This is a genomic window from Pseudomonas sp. IT-P4 (assembly GCF_949767755.1).
Taxonomy (GTDB): domain Bacteria; phylum Pseudomonadota; class Gammaproteobacteria; order Pseudomonadales; family Pseudomonadaceae; genus Aquipseudomonas; species Aquipseudomonas monachiensis.
In genome coordinates this window covers 377583-398428 of the sequence record NZ_CATKPX010000034.1, presented here as the reverse complement: position 1 = coordinate 398428, position 20846 = coordinate 377583, and the positions used below count along the sequence as shown (strand labels likewise).

Below are 20846 nucleotides of genomic sequence, written 5' to 3'. Positions count from 1 at the left end.
TTTGTGGCGAGGGAGCTTGCTCCCGCTCGGCTGCGCAGCAGTCGTGAAACCACCAGACGCGGTCCGCCTGAAAAACCGCGGTGCATGGCTTTGGGGCCGCTGCGCGACCCAGCGGGAGCAAGCTCCCTCGCCACAATCAAGACTTGCGGATCTTCTCGACAATGGCAGTGGTCGAGCTGTTTTCCACCAGCCCCAGCACTTTCACGGTACCGCCGTAGGCCGTCACAATGTCCGCGCCGACCACCTGGTCGATCCCGTAGTCGCCGCCCTTGACCAACACGTCCGGCTTGACCGCGCTCAGCAGGTTTTCCGGAGTGCCTTCCGAGAAGCTGATCACCCAGTCAACCGCCCCCAGGCCGGCCAGTACGGCCATGCGCCGGTCGACACTGTTGATCGGACGGCCCGGCCCTTTCAGGCGGCTGACCGATGCATCGTCGTTGATCGCCACGATCAGGCGATCGCCCTGGGCCCGAGCCTGTTCCAGATAGGTCACGTGACCGGCGTGCAGGATGTCGAAGCAACCGTTGGTGAACACGATCCGCTCGTTGTGCGCGCGGGCGTCATCGACCGCCAGCAACAGCTGTTCAAGGCCCAGCACTCCACGCTCGGAACCCTCCTCGCGCTGAATCGCACGACGCAGTTCCGGTGCACTGATGGCTGCCGTACCCAGTTTGCCGACCACGATACCCGCCGCCAGGTTAGCCAGGGCCACCGCATGGGGCAGTTCTTCGCCAGCGGCAATCGCGGCCGCCAGGGTGGAAATCACTGTGTCACCGGCACCGGTCACGTCGAACACTTCACGGGCCCGGGCCGGCAGGTGCAGCGCCGGATGATCCGGGCGCAGCAAGGTCATGCCGTGCTCGCCACGGGTCACCAGCAAGGCACCGAGGTCCAGGTCGTGCATCAACTGCGCGCCCTTGCTCACCAATTCGTGCTCGTCGGCGCAACCACCGACGATGGTTTCGAATTCGTTGAGGTTTGGCGTGATCAGGCTCGCCCCGCGGTAGATCGAGAAATCCTTGCCCTTGGGATCGGCCAGCACCGGGATGCCACGGGCACGGGCGGCCTGGATCAGCGCCTGATGGTTTTTCAGCGCGCCTTTGCCGTAGTCGGACAGCACCAGCACCTTGATGCCTTCGAGCAACTCGTCGACCTGCGCGGCCAGCGCCAGCGCGTCGGTGGCGAAGGGTTCCTCGAAGTCGATACGCAGCAGTTGCTGGTGGCGGCTCATGACCCGCAGCTTGACGATGGTCGGCTGGTGCGCAATGCGCTGGAAGATGGCCCGCACGCCGGCGCCCTTGAGGCTGTTGACCAGGCTGTTGGCGGCTTCATCGTCGCCGGTTACACCGACCAGCGAGGCCGGAGCGCCCAGGGCGGCAATGTTCAAGGCAACGTTGGCAGCACCGCCCGGGCGGTCTTCGATGTGATCGACCTTGACCACCGGCACCGGCGCCTCAGGAGAAATCCGTGAGGTACCACCATGCCAGTAACGGTCGAGCATGACATCGCCGACTACCAAGACAGGGGCTTGATCGAATCGCGGCATGGACAACTTCATGGTGCAACCCACATACAGAATGAACAGGGGCGCGATATTAACACAGGGTTGGTGTCGGCTAGTGCGGTGGCTGCAACCGGATGATTCGCCTGGGTTTATTGCTCATTTTTTGAGCAAAAAAATCCGCCAGACGACAGCACGTTGCCGAGATTTATTCCGGCTTGGTCAAGAAGCGTAATGGTCTGGATACAAATCACCGGACGCGTTGCACGCCAGGAGTGCGAAAGGGCGAGCCAGGCTCGCCCTTTCGGGGTCAGGCGATATCTTCGGCCGGGGCGTCGAGGCCCATCGCGTTGAGGCGCGAGTAGTAGCCGTTTTGCGCCAGCAGTTGTTCATGGGTGCCGCGCTCGACGATTTTCCCCTGATCCATGACCAGGATCAGGTCGGCCTTCTCGATGGTCGACAGGCGGTGAGCGATCACCAGCGTGGTGCGACCTTTCATGACATGATCCAGGGCTGCCTGAATATGCCGCTCGGACTCGGTATCGAGTGCCGAAGTCGCCTCATCGAGAATCAGCAGCGGAGCATTCTTCAACAGTGCCCGGGCAATCGCCAGGCGCTGGCGCTGGCCACCGGACAGCAGCACGCCGTTTTCCCCGACCTGGGTGTCCAGGCCTTCGGGCAATTGGGCAATGAAGTCCATCGCGTAGGCATCCTTGGCCGCTTTCTCGATGTCTTCACGGGGTGCGCCAGCCAGGTCGCCATAAGCGATGTTGTTGGCCACCGTGTCGCTGAACAGGGTCACGTGCTGAGTCACCTGGGCGATATGCCGACGCAGGTTCAACAGCTTGTACTGTTCCACTTCGACGCCATCGATGAGGATTTCGCCCTTGTCGTGGTGATAGAAACGCGGAATCAGATTGGCCAGGGTCGACTTGCCGCTGCCCGAACGCCCCACCAGCGCCACCATTTGCCCGGGCTCGACAGAGAAACTGATGTCATTGAGCACCTGACGCTCGGTATCAGGGTAGGTAAAGCTGAGGTTGCGCACGTCCAGGCGACCGCTGACGACATCACGCTCGACGGTGCCGGTATCGACTTCAGGCTCGACATCCAGTTGCTCGAAGATACTTTCGGCACCGGCCACGCCCTTCTGGATGGTCGAGCTGACTTCGGACAGCTGGCGAATCGGCTTGGGCAGCAGGCCAGCAAGGGTGATGTAGGCCACCATGTCGCCAGCGGACGCATCGCCCCGCAGGAACAGCACCAGGAACATCAGCACGGCCATGGCGGTGTAGATCACCAGTTGCAGCAACGGCGTGTAGATGGCGCCGGTGCGGGTCATGCGCAATTGCTTGTCGGTGTTGCCCTGGCTGGCATCGAAGAAGCGTTTCTCTTCGTACTTTTCACCGCCAAAGCTGCGCACCACGCGATAGCCCTGGATCGTTTCGGACGCCACATGCGTCACGTCCCCCATGGCCAGCTGGATTTTCTTGCTCTGCTTGCGGAATTTCTTGCTGGCCGTGCGCACCATGAGGGCGATCAGCGGCAGGATGGCGACCATGACCAGCGTCAGGCGCCAGTTCATGTACAACAGCGAGGCAAACAGGAAGATCACCGTCATGCCTTCACGGATTACGACCTTGATCGCATCTGTTGCCGCCCCCGTGACCATGGTCACGTTGAAGGTGATACGGGAAATCAGGTGCCCCGAGTTATGCTTGTCGAAATACCGGTTTGGCAACACCAGCAGGTTGTTGAACAACTGGACCCGCAAGTCATGGACCAGGCCCAGGGAAACCTTGGCCAGGAAATAGTTGCCCAGGTACGATCCCAACCCCTGCCACGCGGCGATCAGGATGATCAACAACGGCACCGCCTGTAGCAGTTGCAGATCCCGCAGGTAGGGCACGGTTGGAAACAGCACCGCTTCAGGATTGGATAGACCGTCGACGAAGTACTTCAGGATGTAGCCCAGCATTGGCTGCGTCGAAGCGAAAATCAGAAAACCGACGATGCTGATCAGGAACAGGCTGATATACGGCCGGACATAGCCGAGCAGGCGGAAGTAGATTTTCAAGCTCGATGGGCTTGCGCAGAGACTGGAATCGGTCATATCACGCGAATGTCGATGAAAAGGACGCTGACTTTACCACAGCTTCCCCAGGGTTCTGGCAATCGCATACAGTCTGTGTATTGTGGCGCGTCAAATAGCCACCAGATGTCCCTGCCTTGGTATGGTCGCTCAATTCAGGAATAAGTTACCCAGCATGCAATTAAACGCTTTGAACAGCACGTCCAACAGAATCTTCGACTTCATTTGTTTGTGGATCCTTCCGCTCGGTTATTTATTGCTGCTTTGTGCGCTGTTTTTCCTGCCGGGACGCAGTGTGCATCACAAGCTTTACTATGGCCTGTTCAGCATTCCAGCACTGTTTGCGCTGTGCCTGCGGCCGCGGCTCGGCAAAGAGTTGCTGCGCGAACCGATCGTCATTGCAGTCCTGCTGTTTATGGCGTGGGCACTGCTCAGCCTGTGCTGGAGGCCAGACGACGACATCGACTTTGGCCAGTTCAAACCGCCATTGCACACCTTGTTGCTGTTTGTTGGCTGCTACCTGCTGGTGCGCTTTCGCAGCGAAATCATCCAGCCCCTGCTGTTCTGCGCCGCGACGGTGGCACTGGTCATTTCTGCCTACAACCTGTACAGGTTCGACCAGATCTATCAACCGGAAATGCGCCTGATCGGTGTAGGCGCTTTCGACAACCCACTGCTCAGCTCCCACGTTTTCGGCTTTTTTTGCACCTACTGGCTCAGCCTGAGCATGACCTGCAAGCGACGCCAGATACTTTGGCTGAGCGTACCGGCGATGGCGATCATGTTCGCCGCAGTGCTGGCCACCGGCTCCAGGACCCCACTGGTTGCACTGACGCTGGCTGCGCTATGGCTGTGTTTCATCTGCTGGAATCGACGCTCGGTCTTCATGCTTGGCGCCATGTTCTTCGCCGGTACTGCGACTTTCGCGTTATTTGCGGACAAAATCTTCGAAAGAGGCAGTTCCTTCCGCATCGAGCTCTGGCAATTGACCCTGGACCGGATCGCCGAGCACCCATGGATCGGGCACGGCTACAACGCCGTACTGAGACTGGACCCCGGCGTAGGCTACAACCTTCAGGAGCCCCATAGCTTTGTCTTGGGCGTGCTCTACTACGTCGGCATTATCGGCCTGCTGCCATGGCTGTTCTTTCTCGCATGGGGCTTCATCAGCAGCCGGCGCCATCGCGTGCAACCGCTGTTTATCATTGCCTCAGCCTGGCTGGCCTTCGGTATCGGCGCGGGCCTGACTGAAGGTGGCGGGATCATCTCTCGCCCCAAGGAGCACTGGTTCCTGCTGTGGATCCCCTTGGCGCTGATTGCCGCATTGAGCATCAATCAACGGGCCCGGCGCCTGCTGGACATGCCAATCAGGACCGCGACACCAGGCACCCTGCAACAGCTGACTGCCGATGCCCGGATCATCGAAGAGGATGGTCTTGGCCCCAAGGTCCTGCGCCTGAGTGATGGCAGTTTTCTCAAGCTGTTCCGCCGCCGCCGCTGGTATACCTCGGGTAGTTTCACGCCCTACTCCGACCGTTTTGCCGTCAATAGCGTGCAACTGCGCAGCATGGGCATTCCGACACCGCACATCCTCGATCTTTACCGGTTCGAAGACGGCAGCACCGCTGTGCATTACTCCCCGTTGCCGGGCAACACGCTGCGCCAGATCCTGCAAGGCATCACCGCCCCGGCGGTGCGCCAGGCACTGGTGGAGCGCTTCGGTAAATTCATGGCTCAACTGCACCAGCAGGGGGTCTACTTCCGCTCCCTGCACTTGGGCAATGTGCTGGTGCTGGAGGACGGCGAGTTCGGCCTGATCGACCTGGCCGACCTGCGAATTTACCCCTCGGCATTGAGCCCTTCCCTTCGTCGGCGTAATCTGCGCCACATGCAGCGCTACGCATCAGATCGGCATTGGTTGTTCGAGGATCACTTCGAAGCGCTGCTGCTGGGATACGCCGCGACGGCTTCGAAAGCCGACGTGGATAATTTGCACAGGCACGTGCTGGCCGGGAGTCCTCCAGCCCAGGCTCACTGATGATAGAAACCAACCCGCTGATCGCGATGACGGCTTACCTGCTCGCCATCGCGACCGCTGCGCTATTGTTGCGTAGCGTGCCGAGATTCACCCGACAGCTGGAGCACTCCGGCGAAAGCCGCTTTGCCGGCATCGACGGCTTACGCGGGTATCTGGCCTTCGGCGTGTTTGTCCATCACTCGATCATTACCTGGATTTTTCTGCAAACCGGTGTGATCGATTTTCCGCCGAGCAACTTCTACTCGCAGCTCGGCCAGGGCAGCGTCGCCCTCTTTTTCATGATCACCGGCTTTCTGTTCTGGGACCGCCTGCTCACCCACGGGAGGCAACACGACTGGCTGGCATTTGCGGTATCCCGACTGTTTCGCCTCTACCCGCTCTACCTGCCGCTGATGTTGACCGTGTTTGTCTGTGTGTTCTATTTGCAGGACTGGGAACTCAAGGACTCCGGCACCCAACTCATTGGCCAGACCCTGGCCTGGCTGATCTTCGACCGGCCAGACGTCAACCAGTACCAGCAGACCGGCATGCTGATCTCCAACGTCACCTGGACGCTGGGGTACGAGGTGTTTTTCTACCTGGCCCTGCCACTGGCCGCCATGGTGTTCATCTATCGCGGCGGCTGGATGCAGACAGTGCTGTGCCTGATCGGCATTTACACCCTGTACCAGGTGGTCGGCTGGGAACACTCGCTCAAAAAGCACTTCCTGGCCAGCTTCCTCGGAGGCATCGCTGCGGCGTACTGGATTCGCCGTCCACAATGGGTCGCCTGGAGCCTGTCTCCGCTGGCGGGCATCATCGCCCTGCTCGCCTTGGCGATCGCCTTTACAGCATTCAACCGGGCATTCAACCTGGGAGCGTTGTTGCTGCTTTCACTGTTCTTTGTGATCGTGGCCTCCGGCAACACCTTGTTCGGCGCCCTGAGACCACGCAGCATCCGCTGGCTGGGGGAAATCAGCTACAGCACGTATTTGCTGCACGGCTTCGTGCTCTGGGTACTGGTGCAGCGACTACCGCCGATATTGCACCTTGACGCCCGGCAAGCCTGGGTCTTCCTGCCGTTGATGGCCGCGTGCAGTTGCCTGCTGATCATCATCGGCAGCCTGACTTACCTGTACATCGAAAAGCCCGGCATCAATGCCGGCAAGAAAACCCTGCACTGGTTGCGCCAGAACAGGAAACCGGGGAAAGAACTTCCCGAGGAAACGGCTCAACAACGTTGAGCAATGGTCGCGGCATATCACGCCCCCTTGAATCCAGCCTTCGGCTCAGTCTTTCTCCACCCGTGAGAAATACATACGGCCCAACCCACGCCAGGTTTTCTTGTTCCAGGCCTTGAACGGAATCTGCGCCAGCAACTCCCGCGCCAGCTTGCGATCACGGTTGGCGGTCTTGAGGAACATGGAATTGAGAAACTTGTAGCGCACCTCGTCATACAGCGGGTGATCGCTGAAGAGCGCGTAGGTGCGCAGGATGCTGTCGATCATGAAGCGGTGGTTCTTGTAGGAGTTGGTGGCATGCTTGCGATAGCGCGCCATCAACACATTCAGACCATCGATGAAGTAGCCGGCATGGGTCACCTTCAACTCGATCAGCAAGTCTTCCAGGCGAATGGTCGGGTCGAAACCGCCCACCTTGTCCAGCGCTTCGCGACGGATCATCAGGGTGGGTGCCGGAGGATAGGGCTTGCGCTCCAGGAACATGTCATCGAAGTCCAGGCGACGGAACGGCACATCCCGGCGCTGGCGCTTCTCGGGGTAAAGATTGCCGTCGGCATCGATCAGTTCGATATTACCGGCGCAAATGCCGACCTCTGGCTTGCCGTCCATATGCGCGACCTGGGTGGCGATTCGCTCCGGCAGCATGATGTCATCCGAACCGAACGGCACGATCAGGCTGCCCTTTGCCCGGGCAATCGCACCGTTGAGGGTATTGGTCAGCCCCTGGTTTTCCTGAACCCGGAAGTCGAAACCATGAACAGCCTGCAACGCCTTGATCCGCTCGACGCTGTCATCCTTCGAGCCATCGTCGACCACCAGCAACTCGATGTTCCGGTAGGTCTGGTTGAGGACGCTGAGAATGCTTTCCTCGATGTAAGGGGCGTGGTTGTACGACGCGATAATGACCGTGACGATGGGTTGCGCGTCGTTCATGGCTGTTCCTTGCGGGCCTGTTCCAGGCCGGAGTCGATCAGGTTGAGGTATTCGCGACGGAACTCCTCGATGTCATGGTGTTGTTGCAAATAACGAAAAGCCTGCTCGCCCTTGGCCTTGAGCTCGTCATCCGAAAGGCCAAGGTAAGTGTCCAGCGCCGCCTGCAACGTCGGCACATCCTTCGGCGTAATCGCCAGACCACCGGCCCCCTCGATGAGCGGCAACATGGCCGGCACGTTCGAGGCAATCACCGGCAAATGCCCACTCATGCCTTCAAGCAGCGCCAGCCCGAGGCCTTCGGCCAAAGAAGGCATGGTCCAGATATCGAAAGCGCGGATGTACTGCAGGGCAATTTCCTTGAACCCCAGCAAATGGGCGCGGCCACTTAGGCCGAGGCGGTCGATTTCCGCGGCCAGGCGCGACTCTTCGCGGCCGGCGCCGATGATCGCCAGCTGGGTATTGGGGTATTTGTCCTTGAGTGCGGCAAAGGCCTGCAGCAAATAGACATGCCCCTTGACCGGCACCAGTCGCCCCAACGCACCGATCAGCCGCACCGACGGATCGATGCCCAACATTTCACGGGCCTTTTCACGGCTGTGTTGCAGGCCTTCGGCTTGCTCGATGTCGATGGCATTGGTGATGGCGTAGGTATTCTGGTCGGTGAAGCCGCAGTCACAGTCCAGAAGATACTGTTTCACCGCAGGCGACACGCCGACGAAGCGCCAGTGACGATCGATCAGGCGCTGGGTCTGGCGGCGCCGGTAAAAACGGTCGTACTCGCCAAAGCCGTGGGAAATGCCGATGCACAACGGCACTTTCAACCAGCGGTTGAGCGCCAGCATCATGTTCACCGGCTTGAAGCGGTTGCAGATCACCACATCGAATTTTTCCCGGCGGCAGAACTTGTACAGCTGCCACATGGCCCGCAGGCGCATGCCCTTGAGGGATTTGTCGGAAAATTCGAAGTACACCGAACGATCAGCCCGGCTCACCGCTTCGCCCGGCCCGGGCTTGCCGCGCAGAAACGCAGCCGTCACCTCATAGCGATCGCTGGGCAGGGCCTTGACGATTTGCTCCGCGAGGTCGGCGAAATCATGGGCTTTGACGTTGTAGTCAGGCTGCAGTTGCAGGACCTTTGACCGCTGACTCATAACTCTCCCCGCTGAGAAACGTTGCCTGGTGTGTGCTTGACGGACCACAAAAGCTCGTGGCGCCGGACGGCCTTGCGAAAGAATTCGTTCTCGCCATAAGTGGGCGGCAACCGGCCGGCCAACAAACGTTGTATCAACCGACGCAAGCGACGCTTGAACGGCATCGCCGGCTGCAGGTCGTGCATCATGCCCAACGCCATGGCCTTGTCGCGTTGTTGCTCCAGCGGCAAGGGCAGGCAATAAGGCTGCATCGGTTGGGCCGGATCGAAAGCAGGCGGCAAGGCGATGCCATCACCGGTATCGCCCATCGGCCAGCGGTCGTTGTCGTGCAGGTGGTTGGCATAACCCAATAGCGTGGACGGCTGCCAGTCCAGGCCTTGCAAGGCTTCGAGGACTGCAGCCTGGGCGCAGATATGATCGGGATGCGGATCGAGGGTCGGATGCGGCAAAACGATGACCTCGGGGCGGGCCCGCAGCAGCAACTCACGCAGATCCGCCAGCAGATTGTTCCAGGTCGGCGCGCCATCGGCATCGCCGGGCAGCGTGAAAGGATTCAACTGACGGAACAGCCGGGTATCGCTCAGGTCCGCTTCCCGCGACCCTGCCGCCACCGCAGGCGCGGCCTGCATGCTCGCCAGTTGCAGACAGAAATAACCCAGTTGTACGCAGCGGGCCTCGGGCACACCGGCCCAACGTGGCACGGCGATGCTGTCCCAGGTGCGCAGACGGCCTTTCAAGCGGGCCGCATCGACCTTGTTCAGTCCCATCTGCCGGTAGTGTTCGGCTTCGATTTCACCCGCTGTCAGTGTGACGATCCAGGTTTCGTCGGCCTGGCTGTACAAACCGTAGGCCGCCAGTTCGGCGTCATCGGCGTGGGGCGCGATGACCATAACCCGCTGGCGCCGGTAATCCGGGTGCTCCAGCGCCCAGAGCACAGGCTCACCGAACACGCGGCAGAAACGCCCGCGCAAGCGCAGGTCACCACGGGACAGCGCCTGAGCCTGACCGCTGAGATTGAGGTAACGCAGGCCGTTTACGCCCCGTTCGAAGGTTTGCCGGTCAGGGTTTTCACCCCCCGCCAACTCGACCAGCGGATCGAAAAAACGACCCAGCCAGGTGCTTTTTACCCGCAGGGCCAGCACCAGCGTCGCGTCGTCGACCAGCATCACGCCCTCGTCCAGCCGCAAATGTTCACCGTTGAGGTGCACCTTGGGCTGGGGCGTGTAGGGGGGAAAGCTGTACTGATAATCGTCTTTCGGTGAGTAGAACAGATGGTCGGCAAACCAGGCTTCGTGGGCAATCCAGCCCAGAACCGCCAGCACCAGCGGCAACCACCAGGCCACCAGCACGCCAATGACGATCAACAGCACCAGCGCAATCAGCAGGCCGATACGTTTATTGCGCCGATGGCGCTTGAGCAGTTGCTGTTTGCGACTCATGGCTTGGCTCATACGGTGAACACCGGCACGGGGTTGCACCAGCGATCCTTGTATTCACGGTCGGCGCGACCGAAGGAAAAGCGCAACGGCTTGTCCTGGGCCCGGGCATGTTCCCAGGCGCTTTGGGTATTGAGGAAACTCAACACACTGCCGGGGCTGAACTCGCGAGTCTCGGGATCGACCCCGCCGTTGATGTACTCGACGCTGATCCACTGCGGGGTTTCGACGCGGTACACCAGTTGAATCGCAATTGGCGCATCGTTGAGGAAAATCACCGAGCCGATCAGCAACTCGCGCAGCAACTCGATGACCTCGGCCATGCGCTCGGCACCCGTCGCCGGGAAACCCCAGCGGCGCTGGAACAAGTCGCAGTAAATCGCCGCCAACTCAGCACTGGAAAATTCGGACACCGGCCGCACCACGCCACCGGCCTCTTCCAGCAAGCGCAATTCGCGGCGCTGGTTATAGCGAAATTTTTTCGACAGCTCTTCGGGCGTGCGGGCCATGGCCAGTTGTTCGGCTTGCAACTTGATGCCAGTGAAACGGCCTTCGTTCAGCGCCGACAGATACCGCGCGCGATGACGCAAAGGCGCCTGGGTATCGGCGGCGGCCGGCAGGATGATCTCGGCGTTGCCGAGGTCGAACAGACCCTTCTTGCCGCGACGCTTGAGCACGTCCTTGGACAAGGCCAGGTCGCGACCCCAGGTCGGGATCGCCGCCTTGACATCGTCGCCCTGCACCCAGGCCAGGTAACGCACCGGAATGTCAGCCAGTTGCGCCAGCCGCTCGACCACCATGGGATGAGTCGCGACGCTGCCGCCATAACGCTGCCAGGTTTCGGCGTAAGTCGAGGCGTCGACTACCGCCCAGCCACGCTCGCGCCAGCCTTGAAATCGGTTGAGCATCAGCCCCTCTGTGCCAGTTCGGTAACGTGCGGCAAGTGCCAGAAAGCATCGCGCACTGCGCGATCGGAGAAGCGTTCGCGCAAGCGCTCGAGCATCAACCCGGCACACTGCCGACGCTGCTGATCATCCATACCGTGCAGATGTTGCAGCCCTTGGGCCAGACGCCCGGCATCGCCCAACGGGAACAGGATGCCTACGCCTTCGACCACCTCTTTCGCTCCGCCGCACGCCGTGGCGAGCAAAGGAACGCCAGCGGCCATGGCCTCCAGCAGCACCATGCCGAACGGTTCGTGATCGGAACTCAGGGCGAACACATCGAAGGCCCGGAAGTAGTTACGCGCGTCCGGCACCTGACCGAGGAACAGAACCCGGTCACCGATACCCAGTTCCCGGGCCTGGTCCTTGAGGTCCTCCTCCAGGCGCCCTTTGCCGAGAATCACCAGCTGGCTGTTGGCGGGCAACCCCGGCAATGCCTCGGCGAATCCCTGCAGCAGCGTGGCCTGGTCCTTGTCCGGATGCAGCCGTCCGACGTTGCCGACGATCCACGCATCCGCCGACAAACCGAGGGTTTCCCGGGCCTCGCGAGCCGACACCTGGGTCGCCTGCAAGGCGTCCACATCGATACGGTTGTACAAGGTCTGAATCCGCGAGGCTGGCCACTTCGGCAGGCATTGGCGCATGTCGTCGCGCACGGCGTCGGACACACCGAGCAGACTCAAACGCTTGCGGAAAATATGCGCGAACAGTTTGCGGCTGCCACGTTTGTAATCGTCAAAAGCGTGGTGCACGCCAATCACCGGCAACGACGTGCCGAGCAAGGCGATATAGATCGGCTTGAAGCGGTGGGCGATGCAGAAACTGAAGTTGCGTGATGCGGCGATCTTGCGCAGATCGCCGATGGCACCCAGCTTGAGGCCACGAATGGCCTTGGAGCTGTACTCCATGAACAGCACTTCGTCGGAGGCGCAGCCCGCGGCGACTTCGGCATCGGCAACCCCGGTGAGAAACACCGTGGTCACTCGATAACCGGTCCCCGCGAACAGGCTGGCGTACTGCCGTGCGCAGTCCAGGAACGGCCCGTCATAGCCGTGGCAGAACTGCAGCACATGGCGTTCAGCCGAACGTGTCATAGGCGTTCGCGCCCTCTTTGACCACCAGGATGTCTTCCATGATCAGATACTGTAGATCCGAACCGAAGAACATGTTCAGGGCGTCAGTCGGCGAGCAGATCATCGGTTCGCCGCGACGGTTGAGCGAGGTGTTCAGCGACACACCGTTGCCGGTCAGCACTTCCAGCGCTTTCATCATGTCGTAGTAGCGCGGGTTGTATTCGCGCTTGAGCACCTGGGCGCGGGAGGTACCGTCTTCGTGGACAACTTCCGGCACGCGGGTCTTCCACTCTTCAGCCACTTCGAAGGTGAAGGTCATGAACGGGGCCGGGTGATCGATCTTGATCATCTGTGGCGCCACGGTGTCGAGCATCGACGGGCAGAAAGGCCTCCAGCGCTCGCGGAACTTGATCTGGTGGTTGATGCGGTCAGCCACGCCCGCAATGCTCGGGCAACCGATGATCGAACGACCGCCCAAGGCGCGCGGACCAAACTCCATGCGGCCCTGGAACCAGGCCACCGGGTTGCCATCGACCATGATTTTGGCGATCTGCTCGGGCATGTTGTCGAGCTTGCGCCAGGTCGGCTTGTTCTCATGACGGGCGCATGCGGCAATCACGTCCTCGTTGCTGTACGACGGGCCGAGGTAGACGTGTTCCATCTTCTCGACCGGCACGCCACGGGCGTGGGACACATAGGCCGCGGCACCGACTGCTGTGCCGGCATCGCCGGATGCAGGCTGTACGAACAGCTCTTTGACGTCGTCGCGGGCGATGATTTTCTGGTTCAGCTTGACGTTCAACGCACAGCCGCCAGCGTAGGCCAGCTTGCCGGTTTCCTTGAGCACGTCGCCCAGGTAATGGTCGATCATCTGCAGCGCAATTTTTTCGAACAGCGCTTGAATGCTGGCGGCGTAGTGGATGTACGGTTCGTCGGCGATGTCGCCTTCACGCTTGGGACCCAGCCACTCGATCAGCTTCGGCGAGAAGTAGTAACCCTTGCCCTTCTCTTTGTAGCGACGCAGGCCGATGACGTTGGCGTAGTCGGTGTTGATCACCAGTTCGCCATTTTCGAACGAAGCCAGGCGCGAAAAATCGTATTTGCTGGCGTCGCCGTACGGCGCCATGCCCATGACCTTGAACTCACCGTCGAGCATATCGAAACCGAGGAACTCGGTGATCGCGCCATACAGGCCGCCGAGGGAGTCCGGATCGAAGAATTCCTTGATCTTGTGGATCTTGCCGTTTTCGCCATAACCGAAGAAGGTCGTCGCGTACTCGCCCTTGCCGTCGATACCCAGGATCGCGGTTTTCTCTTTGAAACCGGAGCAGTGATAAGCGCTGGAGGCGTGGGCCAGGTGGTGTTCGACCGGCTCGATCTTGATCTTCTTCGGATCAAAACCCAATTGCTCCAGGCACCAGACGATCTTGTTGCGATAGCGCTTGTAGCGACGGTTACCCATCAGGATCGCGTCGAGGGCGCGGTCCGGGGCGTACCAGTAACGCTTGGCGTACTGCCAGCGGGCCTTGCCGAACAGGCTGATCGGGGCGAATGGAATCGCGACCACGTCAACGTCGGACGGCTTGATGCCGGCCTGTTCCAGGCAGAATTTCGCCGATTCGTAGGGCATGCGGTTCTTTGCATGTTTATCGCGAACGAAGCGCTCCTCTTCAGCCGCCGCGACCAGCTTGCCGTCGATATACAGGGCTGCGGAAGGATCATGGCTAAGGGCGCCGGACAGGCCAAGAATCGTCAATGCCACAGGGGTCTAGCCTCTTTAGTCTGCATGCAGGCGCAAGCGCCTCAAAAATTAATGTGCCCTCGCAAGGGGCGAGAGACAGCTAAAGGGCGGGATTATAGCGTAAAAGCGACGGCAAACCTCTAGCCGCAAGCGGCATGCAACTACGGCCGGGGCCTCGCGGCTTCTTTTTATCCGCGTGCAGGTCGCCAATAGATGGAAATATTGCCGTCCACGCTTTGCCGGTAAATCGTGTACGGCAAGACAACGGTGTCCAGCGCGCCGGACACGGCCAGGTCCACCAATACGAGCGGTACAAGGATGCCCGTAGGGTCTGGCGGCGCATTCAATACACAGAAGTCGTAGGCCAGGCCGCTGTAGACCCGGGGAATGGATTGGCAATAGGTCTTTTGCCGGCGCAGCCCCTGCGCGGCCTGGGCTTCATCCAGCAGGACGGTGGCGGCGGTCCCGCAGCCCGTTAGCGACACTGATAAAACACCCGCTGAAACTGCCATTTTGATCGTCACTGCCTGCCCTCCGAGAACGTCGGGCAAACTAGCATCGGGGCAATTTTGGCCACAGTTCATGACTTCCCAAGATCGCGTAGGACGATTCACAAGAACCTGTCTGCTTTCTCGGCTGGTAGTTCCGGCCCCTTCGTCGGAACGCCGCCCGGAGCAAGCCCGCTCCCACACTTGATCCATGTCGCGCACAAATATTGTGTTCGCTGGAGAGCCAATGTGGGAGCGGCGGTGCGGCGATCCGACTTGCTCGCGAAAGGACCGAAGGTCCGATTCAGGTCGCGCCTGAGATGTCCTTGGGAAGACGCTGATCGATGACCTGGTAAAGGGCACTACCTTCAGGCCAATTGCGCATGAACCGCGCGCGATCCCTGGCATACGCCGGGGCGAAGCTGCCGAGGGAGCCGTGCTGGCACATCGAGTCGAGGTCGATCAACGCCCAGCGATCCTGCTGCCAGAACAGATTATGCCCCTTGAAGTCGCCATGGCTGATGCGCAGGCGAATCAATTCGGCGAACAGATGATCCAGTGCCGCCAGTTCGGCTTCCGGTGCATCGCCACGTTCCACATACGGCGCAAAACGCTCGATGATGTCCGGCCCCGGCAGGTACTCGGTGATCAGGTAAGCCCGGCTGCGCAGCCACATGAAACGCTTTTCCAGCAACGCCAGCGGCTTGGGCGTGGCAATCCCGAGGAATGCCAGGCGGTTGCCTTCGCGCCAGGAATGCCAGGCCCGGCTCGGGCGCCAGAAACGCTTGAGCCAGTGAGCAAAACCCTTGATGTTGTAGCGCTTGATCACCAGCGTGCGGCCATCCACCTCGACCTTGCCGACACTCGCCGCACCGCCGGTCTTGTACAGATGCCCCTGATCGAGCAAGGCATCGGCCTGCTCCAGCACTGGCACCATCGACGGCACTTCCTCTCGGCGAATCGCCCGCAATCCGAAGGCCCCGCGCTGTACGCTGAACAACGTGCACTCGCGGCCAACCTTGATCAGGAAGTCCTTGAGGCGCCAACTGCGGACCTTGTCGATCTGCTTTTGCAATGCTTCCATGGGCAGGGCGTGTTCGCCGTTGCTGAGCAGGTAATACACCAGCAACTCTTCAATGAAGGGTTCGATCGACTTCGGCAACTGGGCGAAGAACACCCCGAGGTTTTCCAGGACCTTCTGCCGGGACAGCGGCTGGCCAGGCGTCTCGCAGCAGATGCCCGCGCCATCGATCAGGTACAGGCGCCCACCCTGGCGCAGCAGGTTGTCCAGATGCAGGTCTTCTTGCCACAGCCCCTTGCGATGCATCTGACCGATCGCGCCCAACGCCTCGGCCAGCACCGCGCCTTGCCCATCGGACAGTACGGGCTGCTGCTCAACCTGCTTCCAGGTGTCGCCCAGGCTTTCGGCATGCTCAAGGAAATCAAACAGCAGCCAGCCACCCTCGCCGTCCTTCAGGCCATCGGCCAACAACTGCGGCGTGGTCAGCCCCTGGGCAGACAGTAGGCGCACGCCGTCCAGTTCACGCTGAAAATGCCGTGCAGCCTTGCTGCCGACCAGCAATTTGGCCAGCACCGGCCGGCCACGCCAGACGCCGGCACCGACATAACGCTGCCCCGGCAACACCCGCAACAGGCTCAGCAATTGCAACTCGGCGGGGCCGGCGGCGTCGGCCAGCGAAACGCTCAGCGGCAAGCCTGGGGTACGGCCGGCAGACTTCAGTTCGGACAATCGCATCAGCGTGGCCTCTTCTGGCTGCGCCGCGCGGTCAACCGCTGCAGCCAGCTGTCGATCAGCGAGCTGTCCTGCGGCTGATCCAGATAGGCGGCCAGCAATTGCCGCAGTTGCGACTCGCCCCACTCGGGCGCGCGACGCGTCAGCGGTTCCAGATCCTTGATTCGGTCACGCTGCCCGTACAGCAGCGGCCGGGTCTTTTCCAAGTCAATCAATTGAGCCTGATAGCCGTTGCCGGTGGCGCGCATGAAAATGTGCTTGGGATAAAAGCACCCATGCACCTGGCGTGCGGCGTGCAGCTGCCGGGCCAGTTCGCCACTGGCCTTGAGGATTTCCGAGTGCTGCTCAGGGCTCAATTGAGCCCAGCGCTGCAACAGCGAGTCGAGGTCGTCCCAACCGTCCAGGGCGCGGGTCATCAGGATCGCGCGGACTTCGCCATTGACCTTGCGCTCCCCGTAAAACACCGCGTCCAGCGCCGGAATGCCCATCTTCCGGTAACGGGAGATGTTGCGAAACTCGCGAGCGAAACTCGGCTCGCCGAACGGTGCGCGCAAGGTGCGGGTCAGGTAGTTGCTTTGACGCTTGAGGTAAAAACCATGACCTTCCAGATCCAGCCGAAACACACTGCTCCAGCCACCGCGACCGGTGTTGGGTTCGTCCACCGCATCGAGCTGCTTGGCCCAGAGCGCCTCGAACGTGCCGAGGCCATGGCGCTCAAGCAGCGCACGGTCCTCAGCGGCCAGAAAATCAGTCATTCGCGTCCCTCGAAAAATCTCACCACATGCCGGATGCGTTTTTTGTCCGCAGCGTTGAGCCGGGTCCGGTTGCGGTATTGCAGGTAAAAGCGCAGGCGCTGGGTAGCCGACAATTGATACTTGGCGACCTTGTCCAGGCACGCCAGATCCTTGGTAATACGGTACTTGAGCCAGAAACCGCGCCAGAAATCGCCGTTGGGACAGTCGATCAGAAACACTCGAGCCTCATCGTCGATCAGCAGGTTGCGCCACTTCAGATCATTATGGGTGAAGCGGTGGTCGTGCATGGTCCGGGTGTATTGGGCCAGCTGGCGACTGACGGTATCGACCCAGGCGCGATCCGACAGCTTCGGGTCGCGGCGCTCGGCCAGTGCCGACAAGTCTTCGGTGCGCGGCAGTTCCCGGGTAATCATCGCGCCGCGAGCGTAGGCCGCACCGCGCCGCTCCAGCCCCCAGGCCACTACTTCGGCAGTGGGAATGCCCCACTTGGCGAAGCGCTTGAGGTTCTGCCATTCCATCTTCACCCGAGGCTTGCCCAGGTAACGCCGCAAGCCTTTGCCGGCACCCACATACCGTTTGACGTAATAGTTGACGCCATTGCGCTCGACACGGATGACCTCCGAGAGCACGTCACTGGTCAAACGCTCGCCTTGCAGCGCAAACACAGCCTCGAGGCTGCCAAAGTCATCGGCCAGCTCGCTGTAGGCCGGATCCAGTTTCCAACCCGACATCAGAGCGCATCCCCGTATCGCTGTTTACGCTCATAGAGCTTGTTGGCCTTGCCGTCGAGCCAGGCCAGCAAAGACGCCTCTTCACTCAGGATCTGGCGCAGCGGCTGCTGGAAATAGCCCTTGAGGAAGCGCAGCTTGTCGCGGCGGGTCAGACCGATGTCCAGCGCGGAAAAGTACAGCGCGGCCAGGTCCTTGTTGCGCCAGCGCGAGGTGATCGCCGGGCGGGTCTGGGCACGGTGCAGGTCGATCACCGAGAGCTTGAAGTCATCAAAGGTCACCGGCTTGTCGGTGTGCAGCAGGAAATGGCAGATGTAGCAGTCGCGGTGATTGACCCCGGCACGGTGCATCATGCCCGTCATGCGTGCGACTTCGGCGATCAGCGCGCGCTTGAGTTTTGGCTCGGGCGGCTGCGTGACCCAGTTGATACTGAAGTCTTCCAGGCTGACCGTCGGCGCCAGCTCTTCGGTCACGATGAACGAGTGCTGGTCGGCCGGGTTGCTACCCTTCTCGCCATACGCAACGGCGGTCATGGTCGGCACGCCGACTTCCTGCAGGCGCTGAATGGCCTGCCACTCCTGACCGGCACCCAGTACAGGGAGTTTGGCGGTGAGCAGGTTCTTGAAGATTTCGCCCCAGCCGATGCCACGGTGGATTTTCACGAAAAACCCGTTACCGTCGACTTCCGTGCGTAATGTCCTGCGTGCTTCCAGCTCGCGGTACACCTCACCCTTGAGCCCCTCGACTTCGGCGAACGGGTCACGTCCGGCCCAGAGGCTCTTGAACGGTTCAGCCAGCATCAACTTCATTTAAGCGTGCTCCGCCAGAATCACATCGGCCGCGTGCTGCGGCATGCTGTAGAGGTCGGCCGTTTCGGCGAAGGCCAGACCGTTGCGGCTCCAGGCCGCCCTTGCTTGAGCGTCGTTCAACATGCCGGTCAGGTACTGCGTCAGCTGCGCCTGATCGAACGGTTCGTCCAGCACCAGGCCCGCATCGGCCTCGGCGATGTAATGGGCGTAACCGCACACCGCGCTCACCAGCACCGGCAGGCCGGCCACCAGGGCTTCGAGCAGCACAGTGCCGGTATTTTCGTTGTACGCCGGGTGAATCAACAGATCGGCACCCAGCAGGAAACGCGGGATATCGCTACGCCCCTTGAGGAAGGTGACGTTGTCGCCCAAGCCCAATGTCGCACTCTGCATCTGGAATAATTTGGGGTCATCCTGGCCAATTACAAACAGCCGGGTGCGCTTCTTCAGATCAGCGGGCAATGCCGCCAGGGCCTTGAGGCTGCGGTCCACCCCCTTGGTCTTGAACCCGGAACCGATCTGCACCAACAGCAGTTCGTCGTCCTTGAGATTGAACTCAGCACGGAACCCGGCGCGAATTTCATCGGCATCCGCCGGTCGGCGACGGTCCTGGGCAATACCCGGTGGCAGCAGGTGGAAGCGCTCCAGCGGCGTGTCGTAATGCTTGATGAACAGCGGCTGCTGGACCTCGGAAATCATCAGTACTTCGGTCTTCGCCTCTTTGGCGAACACCGCCCGCTCGTATTCGGCGAAGTGGCGATAGCGGCCCCAACGGCGATACAGCGAGTTACGCAGGTTCTGCGCCTTGTCTTCGAAGCAGCCGTCGGCGGCATAGTAGACGTCCAGGCCCGGCATCTTGTTGAAGCCGATCAGGCGGTCGACCGGGCGCTCGGCCAGGTCCGCTTCCATCCATTCGCTGAGCTTTTCGTTGCGCCGATGGTTGAAGAACGCCTTGACCGGCGCCACCAGCACTTCGAAACCCGGAGGGACGTCGCCTTCCCAGATTAGCGTGTAGACGCGAATCTGATGGCCGCGGTTCTGGCACTCCAGGGCGATTCGCATGAAGTCGCGCTGCAAACCGCCAAAGGGAAAATATTTGTACAAGACAAATGCCAATTGCATCAGCGCAGCTCCTCAGCCATTAACAACGTGCTCAGTCGGCTGGCGACACGCTCGGGATTCAGACGCGTGAAGCACAACGGCCACTCGCGTTTCAGGTCAAATTGACGGGCATCTTCAGCCGTCGGTTGATAAGTGCATTTCTTTTGCAGGCACGGAGCACAAGGGAAATCGCTGGCCAGGTGAATCTGCACCTTGCCATAGGCGCCGGTCAGGCCCGGATTGGTCGGGCCGAACAGCGACAGCGTCGGCACATCCAGCGCGGCGGCCAGATGGCCCAGGCCGGTGTCTACCGCCACGCAGGCTTGCGCGCCCGCCAGTACCTTGCCGACACCGGCCAGATTCAGTTTGGGCAACACTTCGGCGTGTTTGAAACCGGCAGCGATACGCTCGGCGCGGGCCTTTTCCACGGCATTACCCCAAGGCAGTTTCACCCCGACCCCAAGGTAGCCGACCCGTTCGGTCAGCTCGCGCCAATAGGCTTCTGGCCAGTGTTTGGTGTCCCAGGTGGTGCCGTGCAGAAACACCACGTACGGATTCTTGCGCGGCAATTCCACCAGGCGCTCGATATTCAAGCCGTAGTCGCCCAGGCCTTTGGGCAAGTCATAGCCCAACGCGATGGCGAACAACTGACGCACTCGCTCCACCGCGTGCTGCCCGCGGGCAACGGCCAGGCGTCGATTGTAGAAGCGCGCGGCGATGGGCTCGCGCGCCGAGCTTTTATCGAGGCCGGCCACCGGGGCCTTGACGTAACGGGTCAGCCAGGCGCTTTTCAGCAAGCCCTGGGCGTCGATCACCAGGTCATATTTCGTGGCGCGAACGCTTTGCTTGAAGCGCTTCCACTCACCGCTCTTGATGGTCTGCCAGATGTTTTTGCGCCAGCGACGGATCGCCACCGGAATCACCTTGTCCACCGCTGGATGCCAGGTCGGGATCTCGGCAAAGCCTTCTTCCACCACCCAGTCGAATTTGATGCCGGGAATCGCCCGTGCAGCGTCGGTCAACGCCGGCAACGCATGAATGACGTCGCCCAACGATGACGTCTTGATCAACAGAACCCGCAAG

17 protein-coding genes are annotated in these 20846 nt (G+C 60.8%); 2 read left to right on the top strand and 15 right to left on the bottom strand.

The features are described 5' to 3' along the window. Positions 1 to 136: 136 nt before the first annotated feature. A complete protein-coding gene (hldE, locus tag ACM6IT_RS15120; RefSeq protein ID WP_046039763.1) occupies positions 137 to 1558 on the bottom strand; it encodes a bifunctional D-glycero-beta-D-manno-heptose-7-phosphate kinase/D-glycero-beta-D-manno-heptose 1-phosphate adenylyltransferase HldE in 1422 nt (473 codons plus the stop codon). A 253-nt stretch (positions 1559 to 1811) separates the two neighbouring features. Continuing rightward, positions 1812 to 3614, bottom strand: a complete 1803-nt coding sequence (gene msbA / locus ACM6IT_RS15115; RefSeq protein ID WP_056725526.1) for a lipid A export permease/ATP-binding protein MsbA — start codon at positions 3612 to 3614, stop codon at positions 1812 to 1814. Positions 3615 to 3768: 154 nt separating this feature from the next. Between msbA and ACM6IT_RS15110 the strand changes: the two genes are divergently transcribed. Then, positions 3769 to 5631 (top strand): O-antigen ligase family protein, encoded by a 1863-nt coding sequence (locus ACM6IT_RS15110; RefSeq protein WP_056725529.1) that lies wholly within the window; start codon positions 3769 to 3771, stop codon positions 5629 to 5631. Continuing rightward, positions 5631 to 6854, top strand: coding sequence for an acyltransferase family protein (locus tag ACM6IT_RS15105; protein WP_414918261.1), 1224 nt, complete (start codon positions 5631 to 5633; stop codon positions 6852 to 6854). Before ACM6IT_RS15110 ends, ACM6IT_RS15105 begins: the two co-directional genes overlap by 1 nt. Before the next feature lie 45 nt (positions 6855 to 6899). Here ACM6IT_RS15105 and ACM6IT_RS15100 read toward each other — a convergent pair whose 3' ends face one another. The 13 genes from ACM6IT_RS15100 to waaC form a co-directional block, all read right to left on the bottom strand. After that, positions 6900 to 7784 (bottom strand): glycosyltransferase, encoded by an 885-nt coding sequence (locus ACM6IT_RS15100; protein WP_056725534.1) that lies wholly within the window; start codon positions 7782 to 7784, stop codon positions 6900 to 6902. Next, positions 7781 to 8935 (bottom strand): glycosyltransferase family 4 protein, encoded by a 1155-nt coding sequence (locus tag ACM6IT_RS15095; RefSeq protein WP_056725537.1) that lies wholly within the window; start codon positions 8933 to 8935, stop codon positions 7781 to 7783. Before ACM6IT_RS15095 ends, ACM6IT_RS15100 begins: the two co-directional genes overlap by 4 nt. Then, on the bottom strand, positions 8932 to 10374 hold the full coding sequence (locus tag ACM6IT_RS15090) for a PIG-L deacetylase family protein (protein ID WP_414918260.1): 1443 nt from the start codon (positions 10372 to 10374) through the stop codon (positions 8932 to 8934). Before ACM6IT_RS15090 ends, ACM6IT_RS15095 begins: the two co-directional genes overlap by 4 nt. A gap of 8 nt (positions 10375 to 10382) precedes the next feature. Further along, positions 10383 to 11279 carry an antimicrobial resistance protein Mig-14 gene (locus ACM6IT_RS15085; RefSeq protein ID WP_056725538.1) on the bottom strand — a complete coding sequence of 299 codons (897 nt, stop codon included), beginning with the start codon at positions 11277 to 11279 and terminating at the stop codon, positions 10383 to 10385. Further along, on the bottom strand, positions 11279 to 12409 hold the full coding sequence (locus ACM6IT_RS15080; RefSeq protein ID WP_056725540.1) for a glycosyltransferase: 1131 nt from the start codon (positions 12407 to 12409) through the stop codon (positions 11279 to 11281). The genes ACM6IT_RS15085 and ACM6IT_RS15080 overlap by 1 nt, the downstream gene beginning before the upstream one ends. Further along, complete coding sequence (locus tag ACM6IT_RS15075; RefSeq protein WP_056725542.1) at positions 12393 to 14150, bottom strand: carbamoyltransferase; 1758 nt, start codon at positions 14148 to 14150, stop codon at positions 12393 to 12395. The genes ACM6IT_RS15080 and ACM6IT_RS15075 overlap by 17 nt, the downstream gene beginning before the upstream one ends. Positions 14151 to 14317: 167 nt before the next feature. Continuing rightward, a complete protein-coding gene (locus tag ACM6IT_RS15070) occupies positions 14318 to 14653 on the bottom strand; it encodes a YceK/YidQ family lipoprotein (protein WP_082562989.1) in 336 nt (111 codons plus the stop codon). Between the two features lie 268 nt (positions 14654 to 14921). Further along, positions 14922 to 16373: a lipopolysaccharide kinase InaA family protein gene (locus ACM6IT_RS15065; protein ID WP_414918259.1), complete on the bottom strand. Its 1452-nt coding sequence runs from the start codon at positions 16371 to 16373 to the stop codon at positions 14922 to 14924. Next, positions 16373 to 17125 (bottom strand): lipopolysaccharide kinase InaA family protein, encoded by a 753-nt coding sequence (locus ACM6IT_RS15060; protein WP_414914203.1) that lies wholly within the window; start codon positions 17123 to 17125, stop codon positions 16373 to 16375. The genes ACM6IT_RS15065 and ACM6IT_RS15060 overlap by 1 nt, the downstream gene beginning before the upstream one ends. After that, a complete protein-coding gene (locus ACM6IT_RS15055; protein ID WP_046039745.1) occupies positions 17122 to 17856 on the bottom strand; it encodes a lipopolysaccharide kinase InaA family protein in 735 nt (244 codons plus the stop codon). The genes ACM6IT_RS15060 and ACM6IT_RS15055 overlap by 4 nt, the downstream gene beginning before the upstream one ends. Beyond that, positions 17856 to 18662: a lipopolysaccharide core heptose(I) kinase RfaP gene (rfaP, locus tag ACM6IT_RS15050; RefSeq protein ID WP_414918258.1), complete on the bottom strand. Its 807-nt coding sequence runs from the start codon at positions 18660 to 18662 to the stop codon at positions 17856 to 17858. Before rfaP ends, ACM6IT_RS15055 begins: the two co-directional genes overlap by 1 nt. Further along, entirely contained in the window at positions 18663 to 19784 is a 1122-nt protein-coding gene (locus ACM6IT_RS15045; protein WP_414918257.1) for a glycosyltransferase family 4 protein, read from the bottom strand. It lies immediately after the preceding gene. Then, positions 19784 to 20845: a lipopolysaccharide heptosyltransferase I gene (waaC, locus tag ACM6IT_RS15040; protein WP_409078561.1), complete on the bottom strand. Its 1062-nt coding sequence runs from the start codon at positions 20843 to 20845 to the stop codon at positions 19784 to 19786. The genes ACM6IT_RS15045 and waaC overlap by 1 nt, the downstream gene beginning before the upstream one ends. Between the last annotated feature and the right edge of the window lies 1 nt (position 20846).

What these genes read in the sequence shown, in the direction of transcription:
- hldE (WP_046039763.1), bottom strand. Translation starts at nt 1,558, where the DNA reads ATGAAGTTGTCCATGCCGCGATTCGATCAAGCCCCTGTCTTGGTAGTC.
- msbA (WP_056725526.1), bottom strand. Translation starts at nt 3,614, where the DNA reads ATGACCGATTCCAGTCTCTGCGCAAGCCCATCGAGCTTGAAAATCTAC.
- ACM6IT_RS15110 (WP_056725529.1), top strand. Translation starts at nt 3,769, where the DNA reads ATGCAATTAAACGCTTTGAACAGCACGTCCAACAGAATCTTCGACTTC.
- ACM6IT_RS15105 (WP_414918261.1), top strand. Translation starts at nt 5,631, where the DNA reads ATGATAGAAACCAACCCGCTGATCGCGATGACGGCTTACCTGCTCGCC.
- ACM6IT_RS15100 (WP_056725534.1), bottom strand. Translation starts at nt 7,784, where the DNA reads ATGAACGACGCGCAACCCATCGTCACGGTCATTATCGCGTCGTACAAC.
- ACM6IT_RS15095 (WP_056725537.1), bottom strand. Translation starts at nt 8,935, where the DNA reads ATGAGTCAGCGGTCAAAGGTCCTGCAACTGCAGCCTGACTACAACGTC.
- ACM6IT_RS15090 (WP_414918260.1), bottom strand. Translation starts at nt 10,374, where the DNA reads ATGAGTCGCAAACAGCAACTGCTCAAGCGCCATCGGCGCAATAAACGT.
- ACM6IT_RS15085 (WP_056725538.1), bottom strand. Translation starts at nt 11,279, where the DNA reads ATGCTCAACCGATTTCAAGGCTGGCGCGAGCGTGGCTGGGCGGTAGTC.
- ACM6IT_RS15080 (WP_056725540.1), bottom strand. Translation starts at nt 12,409, where the DNA reads ATGACACGTTCGGCTGAACGCCATGTGCTGCAGTTCTGCCACGGCTAT.
- ACM6IT_RS15065 (WP_414918259.1), bottom strand. Translation starts at nt 16,373, where the DNA reads ATGCGATTGTCCGAACTGAAGTCTGCCGGCCGTACCCCAGGCTTGCCG.
- ACM6IT_RS15060 (WP_414914203.1), bottom strand. Translation starts at nt 17,125, where the DNA reads ATGACTGATTTTCTGGCCGCTGAGGACCGTGCGCTGCTTGAGCGCCAT.
- ACM6IT_RS15055 (WP_046039745.1), bottom strand. Translation starts at nt 17,856, where the DNA reads ATGTCGGGTTGGAAACTGGATCCGGCCTACAGCGAGCTGGCCGATGAC.
- rfaP (WP_414918258.1), bottom strand. Translation starts at nt 18,662, where the DNA reads ATGAAGTTGATGCTGGCTGAACCGTTCAAGAGCCTCTGGGCCGGACGT.
- ACM6IT_RS15045 (WP_414918257.1), bottom strand. Translation starts at nt 19,784, where the DNA reads ATGCAATTGGCATTTGTCTTGTACAAATATTTTCCCTTTGGCGGTTTG.